The organism is Pleurocapsa sp. FMAR1 (assembly GCF_963665995.1).
In the GTDB taxonomy this organism is placed as follows: Bacteria; Cyanobacteriota; Cyanobacteriia; order Cyanobacteriales; family Xenococcaceae; genus Waterburya.
The window spans coordinates 5,025,192-5,042,152 of sequence record NZ_OY762512.1 but is presented as its reverse complement, the minus strand read 5'-3'; the positions used below and the strand labels follow the sequence as shown (position 1 = coordinate 5,042,152).

Below are 16,961 nucleotides of genomic sequence, written 5' to 3'. Positions count from 1 at the left end.
CAACCGTATCAAAAGCTTGCAGCTAACGGAAGACCCTAAAAATTAGTGTAGAAATCCCTGCTTTTCCAACTATAAAAACTAACAGACAATGCAATGAGTGAGAAGTCCCAAAAAAGTAGATGGCAACACTATTTTGCTTCTTGATGTTGTTCCAAATACCTCTGAAATGAAAACTCAAACCATTTCGCAAGCAACCTACAATACATTTATTAATGAGATTAGAGCCAATAAAATTCAGCAGGTGACGATTAAATCTCGCTGGATTGAATATCAACTCAAGGCAGAATTTGGTGGTCAACGCTATCGAACTCAAAAGCATGATTCTGATGAAAATTTGATTAGCGTGCTGAGTCGCCAAAACATTGAGTTTAGTCTTGTTAATGATAATTCAGAGTCTACCAATAGTTTGGTGGCGATGCTTCTTTCTTCAGGACTATTAATAGGTGCTTTTGCTTGGCTAGCTAAATTAAGCACTGAAAACGGCGGTATCGGTGTTGGTATGAGGATGGGCAAAAGCAATGCACGAGTCTATAAAAAGAGTAAGACTGGCATTAGCTTTGCTGACGTTGCAGGGGTAGATGAGGCAAAACAAGAACTGCAAGAAGTTGTTGATTTTCTCCAGAATGGTGCTAAATATCGTCAGATTGGGGCGAAAATTCCCAAAGGAGTATTATTAGTTGGTTCTCCAGGAACAGGCAAGACTTTACTGGCAAAAGCCGTAGCAGGGGAAGCAGGCGTTCCTTTTTTGAGTATGTCTGGTTCGGAATTTGTCGAGTTGTACGTTGGTGTAGGTGCTTCTAGGGTCAGAGATTTATTTAGTCAGGCAAAACGCCAAGCACCCTGTATTATTTTTATTGATGAACTAGATGCTATTGGTAAATCTCGTGGTAACAACCCTAATGGCGGTAATGATGAACGAGAGCAAACTTTAAATCAGTTGCTAACGGAAATGGATGGCTTTGATGGCAACGAAGGCGTAATCTTAATAGCTGCTACCAACCGACCAGAGATTTTAGATCCTGCTTTGCGTCGCCCTGGTAGATTTGACCGACAGGTATTAGTCGATCGCCCTGATAAAAGTGGCAGAATAGAAATACTCAAAGTCCATTCTCGTAAGGTAGTGCTGGGGGAAAATGTAGACTTAACCGAAATTGCGTCCCAAACTGGGGGATTTGCAGGGGCCGATTTAGCTAACCTGGTCAACGAAGCTGCCCTGCTAGCTGCCCGTAACAACGGTCAGACAGTATTAATGACAGACTTTAACGAAGCCTTTGAACGAGTTGTGGCAGGTTTAGAAAAGCGATCGCGCGTACTAACCCCTATAGAGCGTCAAACCGTGGCATATCATGAGGTTGGTCATGCTTTTGTCGGTGCCTTGATGCCTGGAGGCAATAAAGTTGCCAAAATTTCTATCGTCCCTCGCGGACTAGGTGCCTTGGGCTATACCTTACAAACTCCAGAGTCAGATCGCTTCTTGATGCTAGAGGATGAGCTTAGAGGCAAAATTGCTACCTTACTAGGAGGACGGGCAGCAGAGAAAGCAGTTTTTAACAAAGTCTCTACGGGGGCGAGTGATGATATTCAAAAGGCAACCGAACTGGCTGAAAAAGCCGTAACCGAGTATGGCATGAGTAAAGATTTAGGTCCAGTTGCTTTTGCTAAAAACGAAGGGCAATTTCTTGAGGGTTTCACTTCTAGAAGAACTGTAGGGGTCGAAGTGGCAGGTGAAATAGATCGCCTAGTCAAGCAAAATATTGAGCAAGGCTATGAAATAGCTTTAAAAATTATCGAATTTAACCGCGATTTGTTAGATTCAACCACCCAAACTCTACTTAAAAATGAAGTTTTAGAAGGCGAGCAATTACAGACAATTTTATCTTTGGTCAAAGCACCAGAGGAACTAAAAACCTTCTTGCAGGGATAGGGTTTTAAAGCTTTTCCGTATCTGATTATCGGATTTGGTTAGCTAATATACAGGCACACAGACAAGCATCTGCGTGCCTTACTGTTTTGATGACTTTTATAATTGAGTATAAAATCCAATGAACTCAAGCCTTATTAATCAATATCAATTGAATTTGGTTTATCCCTATTATTTAGAGTCGCAGGATTATAGTTGACTTGGTCATATCCTTGAGCCTCTAACCATTTGGATAAAGGCTCTTCGTTTAAGTTCAAATGCAAAATACCAGAGGCAAAACCACCAGCAAAGGCAATTGGCTGTTGAATAAATTTTTGTAAGGCAGGTGTGAGTTCGCTTAAAAACATAAAAGTAATGATGATATTAGTTGAATGTGGTTTGTCGCTATTATTTAGAGTCGCAGAATTATAGTTCACTTGGTTATATTCTTAAGCTTCTAACCATTTGGACAAAAATTCTTCATTTAAAGTTCAAATGCAAAATACCAGAGGCAAAACCGCCAGCCAAGGCAATTGGCTGTTGAATAAATTTTTGTGAGGCAGGCGTGAGTTCGCTTAAGAACATAAACCCAAAGACGATAAGCTGCTAAATTTATAAAAATTTAAAAGTTATCTTCAAAATTGTAGCGTGTCTAATTGATTAAATGTAATTCACTAGCTTAATAATTAAAAATCAACGAGGTCATATTTTTTAATGCAAATATGGGTTTTTGCTGGTTACGGTAGCAATTTTTTAGCCTTATTTTAGGAAAGATTATTTTATCTAGACCTTATTTAGAGGCATAGTAACAATGAGTGATACTAAATCCTGTTCGTGTAGGTAATTTATCGGTTTTTCAAGTCAGAGGTCAGTAAATTAATCGTTACCTTTATCAATCGGATTTAGTGTGAGCTGTCAAACAGAGATAATTTGTTATTAGAGTTGAAAGAGAGCGTTCTATACGCCGTACAGTAAGAATATTATGTGCTAAATGATCGCGCCTGAGAGAAAATCGCGATCGTTTAATTAGTCATCTTGCTCTTTTAGTTACTGTTTCCCAAATATTCCAAACCCAAGCAGACTCTCAACCTGAGTGGGACATCTTGATTGAGGCTGCTTAAAGAATTAACGCTCCTCTATTTACCCATTTGTTAATTAAGATCATTCAAGCAAGAAAAAGATAAAATTGATGCTGCAATCTTGGGCAATATTTATTAGGCTAATTAGTGAACTAATTTACTTAAGTTTGTCCTCCCGCCCTGAAAATAAAAATACCTTATGGTTGAGCAGATTAAATCTCAATATTCTATAGCTTGGGTTTCTCAAATTGCCGAAATTCCTCAACCAGACTGGGATGAGTTGGCAAAACCTTTGAATACTCCCTTTCTTGAATGGGAATGGCTAAACAACATTGAAACTTCTGGTAGTGCTACTGCCCGTACAGGTTGGCAGCCATGCCATTTAGCACTGTGGCGCGACGCTCAGCTAATTGGCGCAGCACCACTGTATATTAAAGGTCATAGCTATGGTGAATTTATCTTTGACCATCAGTGGGCAGATTTATCTCATCGCTTGGGTATTGAGTATTATCCAAAATTACTGGGTATGACCCCTTTTACTCCAGCCGTCGGCTATCGCTTCTTGATTGCCCCTGGAGAAGATGAAGAGATACTGACGGAGATTATGGTAGCAGCAATTGATAATTTTTGCGATCGCAATCATCTTTCGGGCTGTAATTTCTTGTTTGTCGATCCTGACTGGGGCGCAATGATGGAAAAAAACGGTTTTCATAGCTGGCTACACCATGGCTATATTTGGTCAAATCGCGATTTTCAAAGCTTTGACGACTATCTCAAAATGTTTAATAGTAATCAGCGCAAAAACATTAAGCGAGAGAGAAAAGCCGTCGTTAAAGCTGGTTTGCATACTAAAACTTATGTCGGTTCAGAAATTCCACGTCACTTGTATTCTGAGATATATCGCTTTTATAGTAGTACCTGCAATAAATTCTACTGGGGAAGCAAATATTTAACCCGTCAGTTTTTTGAACAGCTTTATCCCAACTACAGCGATCGCCTTGTATTAATTGTGGCATATACTGAGCATGACGCTCAAAAACCCGTAGGTATGTCGTTTTGCCTGCGCAAAGGTGAAAATTTATATGGACGCTATTGGGGATGTGACGAGGAATATGATTGTCTCCATTTTGAAGCCTGTTATTATAAACCTATTGAATGGGCAATAGCCAACGGTATTCAAATGTACGATCCAGGTGCAGGAGGCAGGCACAAAAAAAGAAGAGGTTTTCCCGCAACAGCTAACCGTAGTTTGCACCGTTTTTACAACGGTCGTATGGCTAAAATTCTTCATAATTACATCGGTGAGGTGAATCGTGGTTCACAAGCGGAAATTACTGCTATTAATGAAGATTTGCCCTTCAACAAACAACTGCCTTTAAGTTTTGAGGTAAATTAATCAAAATTAACAAGATCGGGTACTAAAAACAACTGAACTATTTTTTGAGATGCTTGCTAAAATCTCATTTATAAAAAATGGTGAGCTATATCTAAATAACTCACCTTAGTAACTTTCCTAGGGGAATTTAATAAATTCTAGCTGGCTTTGACAAAGCTAACGTCACGTTCTTTAGTTGCCCAAAACATATTATGAATTTTCTGAACTGCTTCCATTAATTCATTAGCGTGTTCTGTACTTACTTCTACTTTACAAGCAGAACAAAGTTTAGCAGCTTTCCAAAAAGTATCGTGAAGATCGGGATATTTCTCCAAATGCACAGGCTTAAAATAGTCTGTCCAGAGAATTAATAAATCTTCTTTGGTTTTTTGAGCCTGCTCTTCTTTGATTGTTACATAGCGAGAAAGAGTATTGTGGTAAGCAATATTAGCAGCTTTATCCTCATGAGGAGGGGCTTCCATATCCATAATTTTCTTGGTCATAGAAACCACAGCCTCAGCCGTAATACGAGCCGAAGCGGGATCGTATACGCCACAAGGACCATCACAATGAGCATGAACTGCGGGTGCAGGAGAGAGACTTTTGACCAGGGCAATTACTTGTTTCAGTATCATAATTTATGGTGTTCTTTATTCTAGAATGCGATAAGTGCGATCTGAGTTATTTAAAACAGGAATGATTTTAGATGAGGGTTATGGGATGCACAAAAGATATAGATCGCAATTATATATCTTGTTCCTATCTCAACTTAAGCTTAGTTTGATTCAGGGTTAGTTTGCAAGAGAAATCTGTGATTGTTGGTCAGACTATTTATTGCTGACAGGATTAACTTTATCAATTACGCTCAGGCTACCATCTTCTCCTACTTGCCAAACATCATAACTGCCGACAACATCGCCATTTTGATCGATATCAACGTTACCACTTGCGCCCTGGAAATTAATGTTTTCTCCCTGGCGAACTAGCTTCATCGCCTCGCAGGCATCGCTAACTTCTGTACCAGGAGCATTTGCCACATCTAATATTTTGCTTTTAATGCCTTCTCCAGTATTGGCATCGCTAGCTTCTGCTGCCAACATCATTAAAACTGTGGCATCCCAATTATGAGGGACATAAGCAGTTAGCTCTTTGCCAGTTTTCTCCTTCCACAAGGCCGTAAAAGATTTTAAAGCCTTACCATCTGCCCCTGGTACAGTTCCCAAAGCTCCAGCAATAATAGATTTACCATCGGCAGTTTTACCCACTTGGCGGATAAAATCATCGGAATAAACACCGTCTGTTAGTAGAATAGTTACCCCGTCAGTTAAACCCTGCTCAAAAGCAGATTTTAGCAACACGCTACCTGTCTCGGCGTAAAGAATCGCTGCCACAGCATCAGGTTTACTTCCAAAAGCTGCTTTTGCTTCACTATCCAAGGTTGCTGCTTTAGGATCGTAACGTACTGGCTTGCCGACAATGTTACCGCCTTTTTCTTTAAATGCTTTGGCAAACTGCTGTTCAAATCCCACACCATAGTCATTGTTAATGTCGACGATGGAAACATTTTTAAACCCCTTTTTTTCTGCCAATGCTGCTAATGCCTGGGATTGGTAAGTATCTGGTGGAGCAGTGCGCGCCCAAAATCCATTAAATTCACCTTTTTTCGCTCTTTCAGTAAATACAGGACTTGTGCTGCCAGGAGACACCATCATCACTTTGTCTCTTACTGCAATATCTACTGCTGCACCAGAAACGCTACTGGCAAAAGCTCCTACAACTCCACCAACTTTGTCTACTTCGGCTAGTTTGGTCATGGCGCTGCTTCCCGCACTAGGATCGGTTTGAGTGTCTTCGGTAACTAGACTGACGGGGGCTTCATTAACCCCACCACACTCATTAATTGTGTCCACGGCTAATTTAACGGCGATAGGCCAGTTCTGTCCAATTGAGGATAAATCTCCCGTAGTCGGAGACAAAGAACCTAATTTAAGACCGTTATCTTTTGCACTAGACTGTTTTCCATCAGATCCTCCTCCTTGACAAGAAGTTGCTAATATACCAGCACTCAAACAGACCAAAGTTAATAATGTTTTAGAAGTAAGGCGATATTTTCTTAAATAAGCTAAGTTGAGATATTTCATATTCAAAGTCCCAATTCTAATCCCGTACAGGTTCAATAGACTGGAATTGTACTCGATCTCTTCGCAATCTTTTTCTTGGAGAGATTAAGAAAACATTAAAAAAATATTCTTCTTAAACTAATACGGAGAGGGGGGGATTCGAACCCCCGATGAAGTTTACACCCCATAACTCCTTAGCAGGGAGCCGCTTTCAACCGCTCAGCCACCTCTCCTTAAACGTATCGATTTAAAATTATAACAGATTTATTTGAGCTAGAAAATAAATATAAATTAGGTTGCTCGAATTAAATTATTATTTAAGATGCAGAATTATCGACTGCTGCTTTTACTTTGGCAGCTTTAGCAACTTTTAAAGCAGAAAAAGCTGGCAATTGCCGACAAATAAGTAATTCTGCTGTATACCGCCATAAAATTAAAACATATAGCATAATGTATTAGGTAAAACGCTCAATCTAAAAATTTAATTTATTGATTAAGGTTAAACGAATGGAAAAAATGGGAACTCATCTGGTTGTAGATGCTTGGCAAGCACCAGCTGAATTACTCAACAATCCCGAAGCTATCAAACAAGGATTATTAGAAGCTATTAAAGCAGGAGAAGCGACTTTAATCGATCTGTGTGTTCATCAATTTAGTCCTCATGGTGTAACCGCTACAGCAACCCTGGCCGAGTCTCATATTGCTATTCATACCTGGCCCGAATATGGTTATTTTGCAGCAGATTTATTTTTTTGTGGTGCAGGAAAACCCAAAGTAGCCATAAAAATTTTGCAAACAGCACTACAGGCAAAACGAGTGAGAATGCGCGAGCTTGAAAGAGGATTTGTCCCTAGCCTCTTAAATCCCGTCGGTTCTTTTGAACTTTAATCTATTATTTAGTTAAGCAGTGGTTGTTATTTTTAAGCTAATTAAAGTCGAAAATAGTCAAATCTAAAATTATCTACCAATTAACGGATATGTATCCAGTTAAGCAGCCATAATAGAAATTAGGTTACAGCAACCACAACTAGCACTTCCGCAGACTTATCTAGCTCAATATGACTAACTACTCTATCGATTTTGTCATCAAGCTAGCTCTTATCCTCTTACTAAGTATTCTACCTTCCTTAGTTTACTTAGCTATCTTCCGCAAAGCTAAAGAACGCTGGCAAATGAGGTTAAGACGCGCTCAAATTTTAACTACCTACTCCGATCGCCATCGAGAGAGTTTTCGTAATAATGCTTATTATTACGATCGCGATTCTTATATTATAAGCGATCGCCGTAGACCAATAACCAAATATTTTATTGGTGATACAACCTGTGCTAACAACGCTCGTTCACCCTATATTCGTTGTGCAATCAATCCTAGCGGACCATGTGATGACTGCTCTCATTATGAAAAACGCGATCAAAATTCAAATTAAATTTAAATTAATAGTTTTGAAAGTAGCTTAATCTAGACCAAATAACGGGATTTTTCAATCAGCAGCAGATAACGTAGAATTATTGGCTGTTATCTACTGTCAGATGAATCTTTTCCTGCTTAATTTATTGGAGCTACTAAACAAGAATGTGGTCATTAATTTCAGAATATAATTTTGATCCTCAGCTTATTTTTAATGGTATTGCCATTGGTAGCATCCTCGCCCTGGCTGCAATTGGTTTGACGCTGACCTATGGCATTCTCAATCTTTCTAATTTTGCCCATGGAGATTTTATGACTCTAGGGGCTTATTTAACCTGGCTGGCTAATGACAGTGGTTTAAATATTTGGCTGGCAATGGTCTTAGGCGCAATAGGCACAATTGTAGCTATGCTGATTGCTGAATATTTGCTTTGGAAACCAATGCGCGATCGCCGTGCTAGTGATACCACTTTAATTATTATTTCGATTGGGCTAGCTTTGTTTATTCGCAACGGAATTTTATTGCTTTATGGTGGTAGTAACCAGCTATATCTCTTGCCCATAATTCCCGCCCTGGAATTTGGCGATCTGCGTATTGCCTATTATCGTATAGTGGTTGTGGGTTTGGCGATCGCCGCTATTGTTGCTCTCCATCTGATTTTACAAAACACTAAAATTGGCAAAGCGATGCGGGCTGTTGCCGATAACATCGATCTAGCTAGAGTTTCGGGCATCAATGTTGAGAGAGTTGTACTGTGGACGTGGATAATTACAGGAATATTAACTGCTTTGGCGGGGGGAATGTATGGCTTGATTGCGGTAATACGCCCCAATATGGGCTGGTTTCTAATTTTGCCGATGTTTGCCTCGGTAATTTTAGGGGGAATTGGCAATCCTTATGGTGCGATCGTCGGTGCTTTTATAATTGGCATTGCCCAAGAGTTAAGCGTTCCTATATTGGGTTCAGAGTACAAGTTAGCCGTAGCTTTGGCACTTATGATCATTATTCTTTTAGTGCGTCCTCAAGGGCTATTTAAGGGATAAGCAAGATGATAATGAGGTCAGGGGTCAGAGGTCAGAATTTAATAAGGTTTGAGTCGCTTATAGCCTAAAGATTGGTGCAGAAAATCTTTAGTTTTCAAGTCCGTATAGGAATAACAATATAACCAGTTTCTAAATCTCCTAAAATCAGATTTTTGGCTTCTCCCCAATACCACCAGTAAGCAGCTATATAAGCACATAACAAGCTGTCGAGTCGATCTTCTATAGATTTTAATTCTTTGCCAGTTAGATTAGAAGTATTGCCTGAACTTATTTCAGGTATGCTGTCTAAACTAGAAGTATGCAAAGGGGGTTCTAATTTGGGTAAAACATTAACAATATAGTCTCGTAACTTATTTAACTCTTGTTGACGTTGGGCAATTTTACCTTTTTTATACTTTAAAATTCTATCCAAACCAAATAAATTGACCGTGGCTGGATGAGGAAAAACTTCTATCTGATATCTGCCTGGCTGCTGCGCCTTAATGGTTGGCGCGTGTTGAAAGTTTCTAGCAGCCAAACTTAAGCTCAAGCCTACAGTGCGATCGGCAAAACTACTATTAAGATTAGCTGGATAACATCCTGCATGATAACGACCAAAATGTTTATGGGTTAATTTATCGGCTAATCTCATTCCCGTTGGATTATTAATAACCGTAGGTGCATCTATCGCAATTAAAGCTGGTGCGTCGGCTGATACCCAGGTATCTATCCAGGCTAGTATGGCATTAATTTCTAGGCTAGTAGTGATGTCCAAAAGTTTTAGGGTATTATCTTGCCAAGCCAGACAACATAGACCACTTGCGCCAGATGTCCAGCCAAAATCAATACCAATAAATTTCATCAGCAACGCTCTATTTTCACTGGGCAGTTTTTAACGACAAAAAAAATCAATCGCAATCATGTCGAAGTATCATGATTGCACCGCAGCACAAATCAGCCAAATATTGCTCTATTCTAAAATAAAAATCTGAGTAAAATAGTATTCTCCTTGTTGATTTTTTGCTACTCCAATACCTGTTAAATTGTAGTTTCCCACCATGTTTTGTCTATGACCCTCGCTTTTTATCCACCCTTTAACTGCTTCACTAGCAGGATCGCCATATCCTTGATTGTAAGCTACGTTCTCTGCTGCGCGACTATAGGCAATATTATTTTTTAAAGCTTCTATTCTAGAGTCAAAACCTTGATGACCAAACTCTACTTTTTGTTGCGCCATATTCTGGCTGTGAATTTGAGCTTGATTGCTTATTTGAGTATTTAGTTTCAAAGGTGCAAGATCGACAGATGCGCGATATTTATTCACTTGCTGATGAACCTGTTGTGCTAAATTGCTTAATTCTTCATCTCGTTGAGTCGCTGCTACAGAATTGCTTTTTTGAGTATATTCTTGACTATAAACTTTGCTAGATACTGTCCATGTAAACATTGTAATCACAGCAGTAGATAGAAATATTTTGGCTGGTAAAGCAGTTTGTAAAGAAATTCGGGATTTAAACATGATTCTTAAATTCAGCAAGAAAAGTGATTTCTAGCTGTTTTGTAGTATATTAATAATTCATATTGACATAAATTAAACCATTGCTAATAAATGTTTTCTGGCAATCTTCCTAATTCAAAAAACCAGCTAATCGCAATCTTGACGAGGAAATATAGTTGCGCTACTGCACAAGTCGCCTAAATATTGCTCTAGCAATGCAAACTGAGACAAATTAAGACTATAGTAAATCCAGCGTCCTGACTGTCTAGGAGAAATTAATTTTGCTTCTTTCAGGGTTTTAAGATGAAAGGATAATTTAGATTGGTTAACCTCAAGGCGATCGCACAAATCACAAACGCATAGTTCTTGCTCTTGTAGCAGTTGAACAATTTTGAGGCGTAAAGAATCAGATAGGGCATGAAACCCTGTCATAATATAAATATTTGCAGGATTAGAAACTTGCATCAAGTTTTCTTGAACTAAATTCTTATTAATTAGTTTAGCAAATTAGATCATCAATAACGTTGCTCAATTTAAGCAGCAAAGAACAAATAAGTAGGTAGGCGTAATTAATTAAAAATGATTACTGATTTAAATAGTGAAGCATTTGATTATGCTCCCAGAATAATTAATAGAGCAAAAAGAGCTTTATCCTGTTCTCCCTTTTGCCTCAAGCTATTTAAAGAGATGCGTAATCAAAGCGTACCAATTCAGCAAATTGCTGGCGAAACGGGGATTAAACTGGGTTATGCCACCCAAGCTTTTAGTGAACCAAAAACTGAAGCCAAATTAGTTTGGCTAATTAGTGTAGGCTTGTTAAGACGGGAAGTAGACGGACAGGGATTAACCGATAGTTTTCGTTTAACCCCTTTGGGTAGAAAGATTGTGACCCAATGGGAACAAGAACAAAATCAGATTCCTCCTGCCTCTTTGATAGATCCAGTTTTCAATTGGCTTAATCGTTGGTTAAAATAAACGCTTTAAGAATATGAACTGCTGATCTAGCTGTTATAACAGAGTATATATTCCAGCACAGGAGCGATCGATGAAAGCGATTATGGTGGTCGGGACAACATCTCATGCAGGAAAATCCTTTCTGACTGCTGCACTATGCCGTATTTTGGCAAGAAAAGGTTGGCGAGTTGCCCCCTTCAAAGGGCAAAATATGGCACTAAATGCTTATGTAACATCGACTGGAGGAGAAATAGGACACGCTCAGGCAGTTCAGGCTTGGGCAGCAGGAGTTGCCCCCAGAGTAGAAATGAACCCCATTTTATTAAAGCCTCAAGGGGATATGACTTCTCAGATAATTATTAAGGGCAAGGCTGTAGGTACGGTTAAAGCCAGCGAATATTATGAGAAATATTTTGATTTGGGCTGGGAAGTAATTCAAGAGTCTTTGTATAAACTATCTTTAGAATTTGATCTGGTTGTCTGTGAAGGGGCAGGAAGCCCCGCTGAAATCAATCTCAAGCACCGAGATTTGACTAACATGAGAGTTGCTAAACATCTCAATGCGCCAACTATTTTGATTGTAGATATTGAGCGTGGTGGCGCGTTTGCTCACGTAGTAGGCACACTAGAACTATTAGACCCCCAAGAGCGATCGCTTGTCAAAGGGGTGGTAATTAATAAATTTCGCGGACAGAAAGAGCTTCTCGACTCAGGTATCGAATGGTTAGAGGAAAAAACCCAAGTACCTGTCTTGGGTGTAATTCCCTGGAGTAATGAGCAGTTTCCCGCCGAGGATTCCCTCGATTTGTTAGAAAGAAATTGCCGTCGTAATAGTCAAGATATTAATATTCACGTTATTAGACTACCGAGAATTGCCAACTTTACTGATTTTGACCCTTTAGAGGCAGAATCTTCCGTAGCTGTTAACTATATAGATATTCAAGATTCTCTAGGACATCCTGATGCAGTAATTATTCCTGGAACTAAAACCACTATTGCCGATTTATTAGCAATGGAAAGAAGCGGTATGGCAGAACAGATTAAAAACTATGCTGCTGCGGGAGGTACGGTATTAGGTATTTGTGGCGGATATCAGATTTTAGGACAGCGTATAATCGATCCAGAGGGCTTTGAAGGAGAAGCAGGAGAATACAACGCTCTGGATCTATTGCCAATTACAACTATGCTTTCCCCTAACAAAATCGCTCGTCAAAGACAAATAATTTCCCACTTTCCCCAACCTGGATTACCCGTAGACGGCTATGAAATTCACCAAGGGCGCACTCGTCTTAGTCGTCGTCTTAAAGAAGGAGGAGAAGAAGATTATCGACCAATTTTTGATGATGTTGGCTTAGGATTAGTAGACAAAAATCAGTCTGTTTGGGGTTGCTATATTCATGGGCTATTTGATAACGGTGCTTGGCGACGCTCTTGGATTAATCACTTACGTAAGCAAAGGGGAATGTCGTCTTTGGCTACAGGGATTTCTAATTACCGAGATCAAAGAGAGACTACTTTGAATACCCTGGCAGACATTGTAGAAAAACATTTAGATTTAAAGAAAATTTTGTCTAATTATTATTAAAGGTTATCTATAAAAGTAAATGAGTATTAAGGTTTGTTTTCTGCCAGACAATATTACAGTCGAAGCAGAACCAGGAGAACCAATGTTACAGGTGGCAGAACGAGCAGGAGTGTTTATTGCCACAGGATGTTTAATGGGTTCTTGTCATGCTTGTGAAGTGGAACTAGGGGATGGGGAAGCTATTTGTGCCTGTATTAGTTCTGTTCCTGGAAACATATCAGAATTAACGGTAAATATATACGATGATCCGACTTGGTAGATTTTTTCCAGGTCAAATTGGCTGTATTGATTATCCTGACTTATTACTTATTACTTATTATTTCTTCCAGCTACTTCATATTGCAGAGACTCTAAAGCATCAGAAATATCAACTTCAAATGCTAAAGGCTGGCTAATTTGACGAACCTTAGCAGGAAGACTGGCTACAGAACTGGCAGTGCGCTGACGAATTGTATCCAAGCTTTCAGATGATTGTAGTCTTTTCCCAGACTGCATAACTATTTCTAACAAACCTTGTTCATCATCAGGTATTTCATCTTTTAAACCCAGTCTGTCTGAACTTATGTGACCATCAGTTACTTTACGGAATATCTGTTTGCAACCTGGATATGTAAGCTTGTGGCTAGATTGTTTCATAGTCGCAATAGTATCTATTTCTACTAGCTTATATACCCCGTTGACTGGTACACCCGTGACTAATTTAGTACCAATGCCATAGCCGTCTAAAGATGCACCCTGTTGTTGTAGTTTGCTGATTTCCCATTCATCTAAATCACCACTAGCAAAAATTTTAGTCTCTGGTAAATAGTGGCGTACTTTTTGTGATAATTCTGCCAAATTTCCTGAATCTATTCGTACTCCCCTGACGCTGATTTCTCCTGCATCCCTTTGGGCTTGTAGACGCTGTGCTGCTGCTACAGTGTCGAATGTATCAATAAGTAAAGTTGCGTCAGGAAAGTAATTCTGAAAAGCTTTAAAAGCCTCGTCTTCACTACCAGCGATCGCCTCAATTGCCATAACTAAAGCATGAGCCATTGTGCCTCGTGGTTTTTCTCCTAGCTTTAATGCCGCTAATACATTCGATGTGCCGTCAAGTCCTGCTGCCAAGGCTGCTCTAGCTGCCCAAAGCGATCCTTGGGGACTAAATGCCCTTCTTGTGCCAAATTCAAGAATAGTCGCTTGTTTTCCAGCAACGTCTCTGATTCTTGCTGCTTTAGTAGCAACTATAGTTTGATAATTGATTGTGTTCAGCAGATAAGTCTCTACTAGCTGTGCCTGCCAGAGTTGAGCTTCAATTCTTAAGATCGGTTCGTTAGCAAATACTGCCGTGCCTTCTGGTACTGCCCAAACATCTCCCGTAAAACCTCCAGATAATAATTGCCAAAATGCTTTAGGTGCATGAGCGAATATTCCTGTATCTTTTAATAATTGAATTTGCTCAGAATTAAAGCTAAATGCTTCTAGATACTCCAGTACCTGAGTTAGTCCCATGGCAATTAGATAGCCAAAATCTTGAGGTAAATGCCGTGTAAACAATTCAAAGCTGGCTCTTTTTGTGGCGATGCCTTCTCCTGCATAGCAGGCAATCATGGTTAACTGGTATAAATCTGTTAATAACGAGTAATCTTGGGAGTTTATATTTAGCGTATCTTTTGCTAAAATTGTTTTCATACTGGAAATCTAAATAAATTTTGGTAATTATTACTATAACTATTGCAAAATCGTTTTTGTTTGTCAAGTAGGGGCGAACAACCGTTCGCCCTTACTTGCGTATTCCTGAATTCAACATATCTCCCAGTCCTTCCCCAACCAAAGACAAGCCTGTAACCATAGTTGTCATTGCCAAACCAGGGAAAGTAGCAGACCACCAGACACCCGTAGGCAAAGCATCTAGAGCCAAACGAAGATCGTGACCCCATTCTGGAACTTCAGGAGGTAGACCTAAGCCCAAAAAACCTAAGCCACCAAGAATTAAAATTGCATCGGCGGCATTTAAGGTAAACAGAACAGGAACGCTTTGAATCACATTAAAAAACAAATAGCGAGATAAAATTCTGCTAGTAGGTGCGCCCATCGCCTGGGCAGCTTCAATAAACAACTCGGTTTTAACACTAGTAGTATGGTTGCGAACAATTCGATAATATTGAGGAATATAAGCAATACTAAGAGCTAAAGCTGCGTTTAACACTCCTTGTCCAACCACAAAAGCCAAAGTTACAGACAACAATAATCCAGGTAAAGTATAAATTGTGTCCATAAAGAAGATCAGAACCTTATCAATTTTGCCACCCAGATAGCCACTTACTAAGCCAAGAGGAACGCCTAATATCAAACTAATGGTTGTCGCCAACACCACTACTTTTAAAGCAGCTTGAGTACCAAAAAGAGTGCGAGAAAAGACATCATATCCTTGACGAGTAGTCCCAAACCAATAATCCGCCCCTGGTGCTTCATCAACTGGATTAGCTAACCCTTCTGTGGGGTCTTGTAACCAGCCAATGTCCTGTAATGTGGGAGCAAATAAAGCGATCGCAATACAGCCTAGAGTAATAACTAAGCCGATAATAGTTAAACTTTGGGAGAGAGTAAAACGAAATCGACGAGGTAGTTTAATTGTGGATGTCATAACTCGGTAAGAGATAATAGCTTAATCTGGTGGGCATTATAGCTAAAATTTTGATTTTTCTATCTGGCTATAGAAGCGATAATTGTCGAAATATAATAAATTGTTAAATCAAAGCTTAGATAATTCAATTTAATTAAACATTATGAAACTATCTGATTTAGACGTAAGAAGTATCGATCGCATTGTAGAAATGGCTTGGGAAGATCGTACCCCTTTTGGGGCGATAGAAACTCAGTTTGGCTTACAAGAAAAAGAAGTCATAGCTTTGATGAGAAAGGAAATGAAACATTCGAGCTTCAAAATGTGGCGTAAGCGAGTCACAGGGAGAAAAACCAAACATTTAGCCAAAAGAGATTTTATTGAGGGAAGATTCCGCTGTAAAGAACAGAAATGATCGCTGATTACTAAGCAAGACAAACTTTTATTGTTCATTGATAATTTATTACTGATTATTCTAGAAACCAAAAACTGAATTACGATTAAAAATGACAATAAATCAGCGGTCAATAACCAAAACCATAGTCACGTATCTAATTCTTAGTGCGATCGCTTTTTTGATGCTGTTCCCTCTAATGTGGTTAATTGGCACGTCTTTTAAATCTCCCACCGAAGATATTTTTGCTTTTCCACCGCAAATATTGCCAACTCAACCTACCTTTAAAAATTTTGTCACGGTTTGGCAAAGTTATCCTTTTGGACAATATCTAATTAACAGTACAGTTGTTGCTGTCTCCACCGTAGGTTCAAATCTAATCTTCTGCTCATTAGCTGCCTATCCCTTAGCTCGTTTGTCTTTTCGGGGACGAGAGTTGCTTTTTGCTCTTATTTTGGCAACCATTATGATTCCCTTTCAGATCGTCATGATTCCTCTATATATCTTGGCGGTAAATTTAGGCTTGAGAAATACCTATATGGGAATTATTTTGCCCAATCTCACCTCAGCATTTGGGATATTTTTGCTCAGACAAGCACTAAAAGCTGTTCCTTTGGAGTTGGAAGAAGCTGCACGTATCGATGGCTGTTCTGAACTGGGTATTTGGTGGAATATAATGATACCCGCAATTCGTCCTGCTTTATTCACTCTAGCTATCTTTGTATTTATTGGCTCTTGGAGTGATTTTATCTGGCCTTTAATTGTTTTAGATGATCCAGATTATTACACTTTACCCCTAGCGGTAGAAAATTTAGCTGGTTCTTTTTCCTTAGATTGGAGATTGGTAGCAGCAGGTTCAGTTATTTCTATTGCCCCAATTTTAATTTTATTTTTATTGATTCAGCGATATATAATTCCGACGGACGTTGGCAGTGGAGTTAAAGGATAGTAAAGTAGGGCTATCGACAGTTAAAGCAGTTAGGATTTAATTTTTCTTAATCTCTAACTCCAGAAAGATTA

19 protein-coding genes and 1 tRNA gene are annotated in these 16,961 nt (G+C 39.2%); 10 read left to right on the top strand and 10 right to left on the bottom strand.

Annotation, left to right across the window (positions count from 1 at the left end; translation table 11 throughout):
* The first annotated feature begins 166 nt into the window (after positions 1-166).
* Positions 167-1,924 (top strand): ATP-dependent zinc metalloprotease FtsH, encoded by a 1,758-nt coding sequence (gene ftsH / locus SLP02_RS24430; protein ID WP_413467430.1) that lies wholly within the window; start codon positions 167-169, stop codon positions 1,922-1,924.
* A gap of 134 nt (positions 1,925-2,058) precedes the next feature.
* Here ftsH and SLP02_RS24425 read toward each other — a convergent pair whose 3' ends face one another.
* A complete protein-coding gene (locus tag SLP02_RS24425) occupies positions 2,059-2,268 on the bottom strand; it encodes a hypothetical protein (protein ID WP_413467429.1) in 210 nt (69 codons plus the stop codon).
* A gap of 910 nt (positions 2,269-3,178) precedes the next feature.
* On the opposite strand from SLP02_RS24425, the gene SLP02_RS24420 reads away from it, so the two are divergent.
* Complete coding sequence (locus SLP02_RS24420; RefSeq protein WP_319423327.1) at positions 3,179-4,375, top strand: GNAT family N-acetyltransferase; 1,197 nt, start codon at positions 3,179-3,181, stop codon at positions 4,373-4,375.
* A gap of 137 nt (positions 4,376-4,512) precedes the next feature.
* Here SLP02_RS24420 and sodN read toward each other — a convergent pair whose 3' ends face one another.
* The 4 genes from sodN to SLP02_RS24400 form a co-directional block, all read right to left on the bottom strand.
* Positions 4,513-4,986, bottom strand: a complete 474-nt coding sequence (gene sodN, locus SLP02_RS24415) for a superoxide dismutase, Ni (protein ID WP_413467428.1) — start codon at positions 4,984-4,986, stop codon at positions 4,513-4,515.
* A 195-nt stretch (positions 4,987-5,181) separates the two neighbouring features.
* Positions 5,182-6,495, bottom strand: a complete 1,314-nt coding sequence (locus tag SLP02_RS24410; RefSeq protein ID WP_319423325.1) for an ABC transporter substrate-binding protein — start codon at positions 6,493-6,495, stop codon at positions 5,182-5,184.
* A gap of 123 nt (positions 6,496-6,618) precedes the next feature.
* A tRNA-Ser gene (locus SLP02_RS24405) sits at positions 6,619-6,707 on the bottom strand.
* Between the two features lie 84 nt (positions 6,708-6,791).
* The gene (locus tag SLP02_RS24400) at positions 6,792-6,923 is read right to left on the bottom strand and encodes a hypothetical protein (protein WP_319423324.1); all 132 of its coding nucleotides are present in this window, start codon (positions 6,921-6,923) and stop codon (positions 6,792-6,794) included.
* A 58-nt stretch (positions 6,924-6,981) separates the two neighbouring features.
* Between SLP02_RS24400 and speD the strand changes: the two genes are divergently transcribed.
* From speD to SLP02_RS24385, 3 genes are all read left to right on the top strand, one after another.
* A complete protein-coding gene (gene speD / locus SLP02_RS24395; protein WP_319423323.1) occupies positions 6,982-7,362 on the top strand; it encodes an adenosylmethionine decarboxylase in 381 nt (126 codons plus the stop codon).
* 170 nt (positions 7,363-7,532) lie between these two features.
* A complete protein-coding gene (locus tag SLP02_RS24390; RefSeq protein ID WP_319423322.1) occupies positions 7,533-7,901 on the top strand; it encodes a DUF6464 family protein in 369 nt (122 codons plus the stop codon).
* A 146-nt stretch (positions 7,902-8,047) separates the two neighbouring features.
* A complete protein-coding gene (locus SLP02_RS24385) occupies positions 8,048-8,926 on the top strand; it encodes a branched-chain amino acid ABC transporter permease (RefSeq protein WP_319423321.1) in 879 nt (292 codons plus the stop codon).
* Between the two features lie 94 nt (positions 8,927-9,020).
* Here the strand turns inward: SLP02_RS24385 and SLP02_RS24380 are convergent, their stop codons facing one another.
* The 3 genes from SLP02_RS24380 to SLP02_RS24370 all read right to left on the bottom strand — a co-directional run bounded on the left by SLP02_RS24380 (position 9,021) and on the right by SLP02_RS24370 (position 10,868).
* The gene (locus tag SLP02_RS24380) at positions 9,021-9,767 is read right to left on the bottom strand and encodes a DUF429 domain-containing protein (RefSeq protein WP_319423320.1); all 747 of its coding nucleotides are present in this window, start codon (positions 9,765-9,767) and stop codon (positions 9,021-9,023) included.
* 108 nt (positions 9,768-9,875) lie between these two features.
* On the bottom strand, positions 9,876-10,424 hold the full coding sequence (locus tag SLP02_RS24375; RefSeq protein ID WP_319423319.1) for a CAP domain-containing protein: 549 nt from the start codon (positions 10,422-10,424) through the stop codon (positions 9,876-9,878).
* Between the two features lie 126 nt (positions 10,425-10,550).
* On the bottom strand, positions 10,551-10,868 hold the full coding sequence (locus SLP02_RS24370; protein ID WP_319423318.1) for an ArsR/SmtB family transcription factor: 318 nt from the start codon (positions 10,866-10,868) through the stop codon (positions 10,551-10,553).
* A 114-nt stretch (positions 10,869-10,982) separates the two neighbouring features.
* Between SLP02_RS24370 and SLP02_RS24365 the strand changes: the two genes are divergently transcribed.
* The 3 genes from SLP02_RS24365 (at position 10,983) to SLP02_RS24355 (ending at position 13,201) form a co-directional block, all read left to right on the top strand.
* On the top strand, positions 10,983-11,378 hold the full coding sequence (locus tag SLP02_RS24365) for an Npun_F0494 family protein (protein WP_319423317.1): 396 nt from the start codon (positions 10,983-10,985) through the stop codon (positions 11,376-11,378).
* Between the two features lie 70 nt (positions 11,379-11,448).
* Positions 11,449-12,942 (top strand): cobyric acid synthase CobQ, encoded by a 1,494-nt coding sequence (gene cobQ / locus SLP02_RS24360; protein ID WP_319423316.1) that lies wholly within the window; start codon positions 11,449-11,451, stop codon positions 12,940-12,942.
* A gap of 19 nt (positions 12,943-12,961) precedes the next feature.
* Positions 12,962-13,201 carry a 2Fe-2S iron-sulfur cluster binding domain-containing protein gene (locus SLP02_RS24355; protein WP_319423315.1) on the top strand — a complete coding sequence of 80 codons (240 nt, stop codon included), beginning with the start codon at positions 12,962-12,964 and terminating at the stop codon, positions 13,199-13,201.
* Positions 13,202-13,251: 50 nt separating this feature from the next.
* Here the strand turns inward: SLP02_RS24355 and SLP02_RS24350 are convergent, their stop codons facing one another.
* Both SLP02_RS24350 and SLP02_RS24345 read right to left on the bottom strand, forming a co-directional pair.
* Entirely contained in the window at positions 13,252-14,613 is a 1,362-nt protein-coding gene (locus tag SLP02_RS24350; protein ID WP_319423314.1) for a nicotinate phosphoribosyltransferase, read from the bottom strand.
* Positions 14,614-14,704: 91 nt separating this feature from the next.
* Positions 14,705-15,568: an ABC transporter permease gene (locus SLP02_RS24345; protein WP_319423313.1), complete on the bottom strand. Its 864-nt coding sequence runs from the start codon at positions 15,566-15,568 to the stop codon at positions 14,705-14,707.
* A gap of 142 nt (positions 15,569-15,710) precedes the next feature.
* On the opposite strand from SLP02_RS24345, the gene SLP02_RS24340 reads away from it, so the two are divergent.
* Positions 15,711-15,962: a TIGR03643 family protein gene (locus tag SLP02_RS24340; RefSeq protein ID WP_319423312.1), complete on the top strand. Its 252-nt coding sequence runs from the start codon at positions 15,711-15,713 to the stop codon at positions 15,960-15,962.
* A 91-nt stretch (positions 15,963-16,053) separates the two neighbouring features.
* The gene (locus SLP02_RS24335) at positions 16,054-16,890 is read left to right on the top strand and encodes a carbohydrate ABC transporter permease (protein ID WP_319423311.1); all 837 of its coding nucleotides are present in this window, start codon (positions 16,054-16,056) and stop codon (positions 16,888-16,890) included.
* The last annotated feature ends 71 nt before the right edge of the window (positions 16,891-16,961 follow it).

Excerpts from the sequence above, each read along its gene's own strand:
- SLP02_RS24410 (WP_319423325.1), bottom strand. The coding sequence starts at position 6,495 with ATGAAATATCTCAACTTAGCTTATTTAAGAAAATATCGCCTTACTTCT.
- ftsH (WP_413467430.1), top strand. The coding sequence starts at position 167 with ATGAAAACTCAAACCATTTCGCAAGCAACCTACAATACATTTATTAAT.
- SLP02_RS24345 (WP_319423313.1), bottom strand. The coding sequence starts at position 15,568 with ATGACATCCACAATTAAACTACCTCGTCGATTTCGTTTTACTCTCTCC.
- SLP02_RS24385 (WP_319423321.1), top strand. The coding sequence starts at position 8,048 with ATGTGGTCATTAATTTCAGAATATAATTTTGATCCTCAGCTTATTTTT.
- SLP02_RS24365 (WP_319423317.1), top strand. The coding sequence starts at position 10,983 with ATGATTACTGATTTAAATAGTGAAGCATTTGATTATGCTCCCAGAATA.
- SLP02_RS24400 (WP_319423324.1), bottom strand. The coding sequence starts at position 6,923 with ATGCTATATGTTTTAATTTTATGGCGGTATACAGCAGAATTACTTATT.
- SLP02_RS24350 (WP_319423314.1), bottom strand. The coding sequence starts at position 14,613 with ATGAAAACAATTTTAGCAAAAGATACGCTAAATATAAACTCCCAAGAT.
- SLP02_RS24390 (WP_319423322.1), top strand. The coding sequence starts at position 7,533 with ATGACTAACTACTCTATCGATTTTGTCATCAAGCTAGCTCTTATCCTC.
- SLP02_RS24335 (WP_319423311.1), top strand. The coding sequence starts at position 16,054 with ATGACAATAAATCAGCGGTCAATAACCAAAACCATAGTCACGTATCTA.
- SLP02_RS24380 (WP_319423320.1), bottom strand. The coding sequence starts at position 9,767 with ATGAAATTTATTGGTATTGATTTTGGCTGGACATCTGGCGCAAGTGGT.
- SLP02_RS24370 (WP_319423318.1), bottom strand. The coding sequence starts at position 10,868 with ATGCAAGTTTCTAATCCTGCAAATATTTATATTATGACAGGGTTTCAT.
- cobQ (WP_319423316.1), top strand. The coding sequence starts at position 11,449 with ATGAAAGCGATTATGGTGGTCGGGACAACATCTCATGCAGGAAAATCC.
- SLP02_RS24420 (WP_319423327.1), top strand. The coding sequence starts at position 3,179 with ATGGTTGAGCAGATTAAATCTCAATATTCTATAGCTTGGGTTTCTCAA.
- SLP02_RS24355 (WP_319423315.1), top strand. The coding sequence starts at position 12,962 with ATGAGTATTAAGGTTTGTTTTCTGCCAGACAATATTACAGTCGAAGCA.
- SLP02_RS24340 (WP_319423312.1), top strand. The coding sequence starts at position 15,711 with ATGAAACTATCTGATTTAGACGTAAGAAGTATCGATCGCATTGTAGAA.
- SLP02_RS24425 (WP_413467429.1), bottom strand. The coding sequence starts at position 2,268 with ATGTTTTTAAGCGAACTCACACCTGCCTTACAAAAATTTATTCAACAG.
- SLP02_RS24375 (WP_319423319.1), bottom strand. The coding sequence starts at position 10,424 with ATGTTTAAATCCCGAATTTCTTTACAAACTGCTTTACCAGCCAAAATA.
- speD (WP_319423323.1), top strand. The coding sequence starts at position 6,982 with ATGGAAAAAATGGGAACTCATCTGGTTGTAGATGCTTGGCAAGCACCA.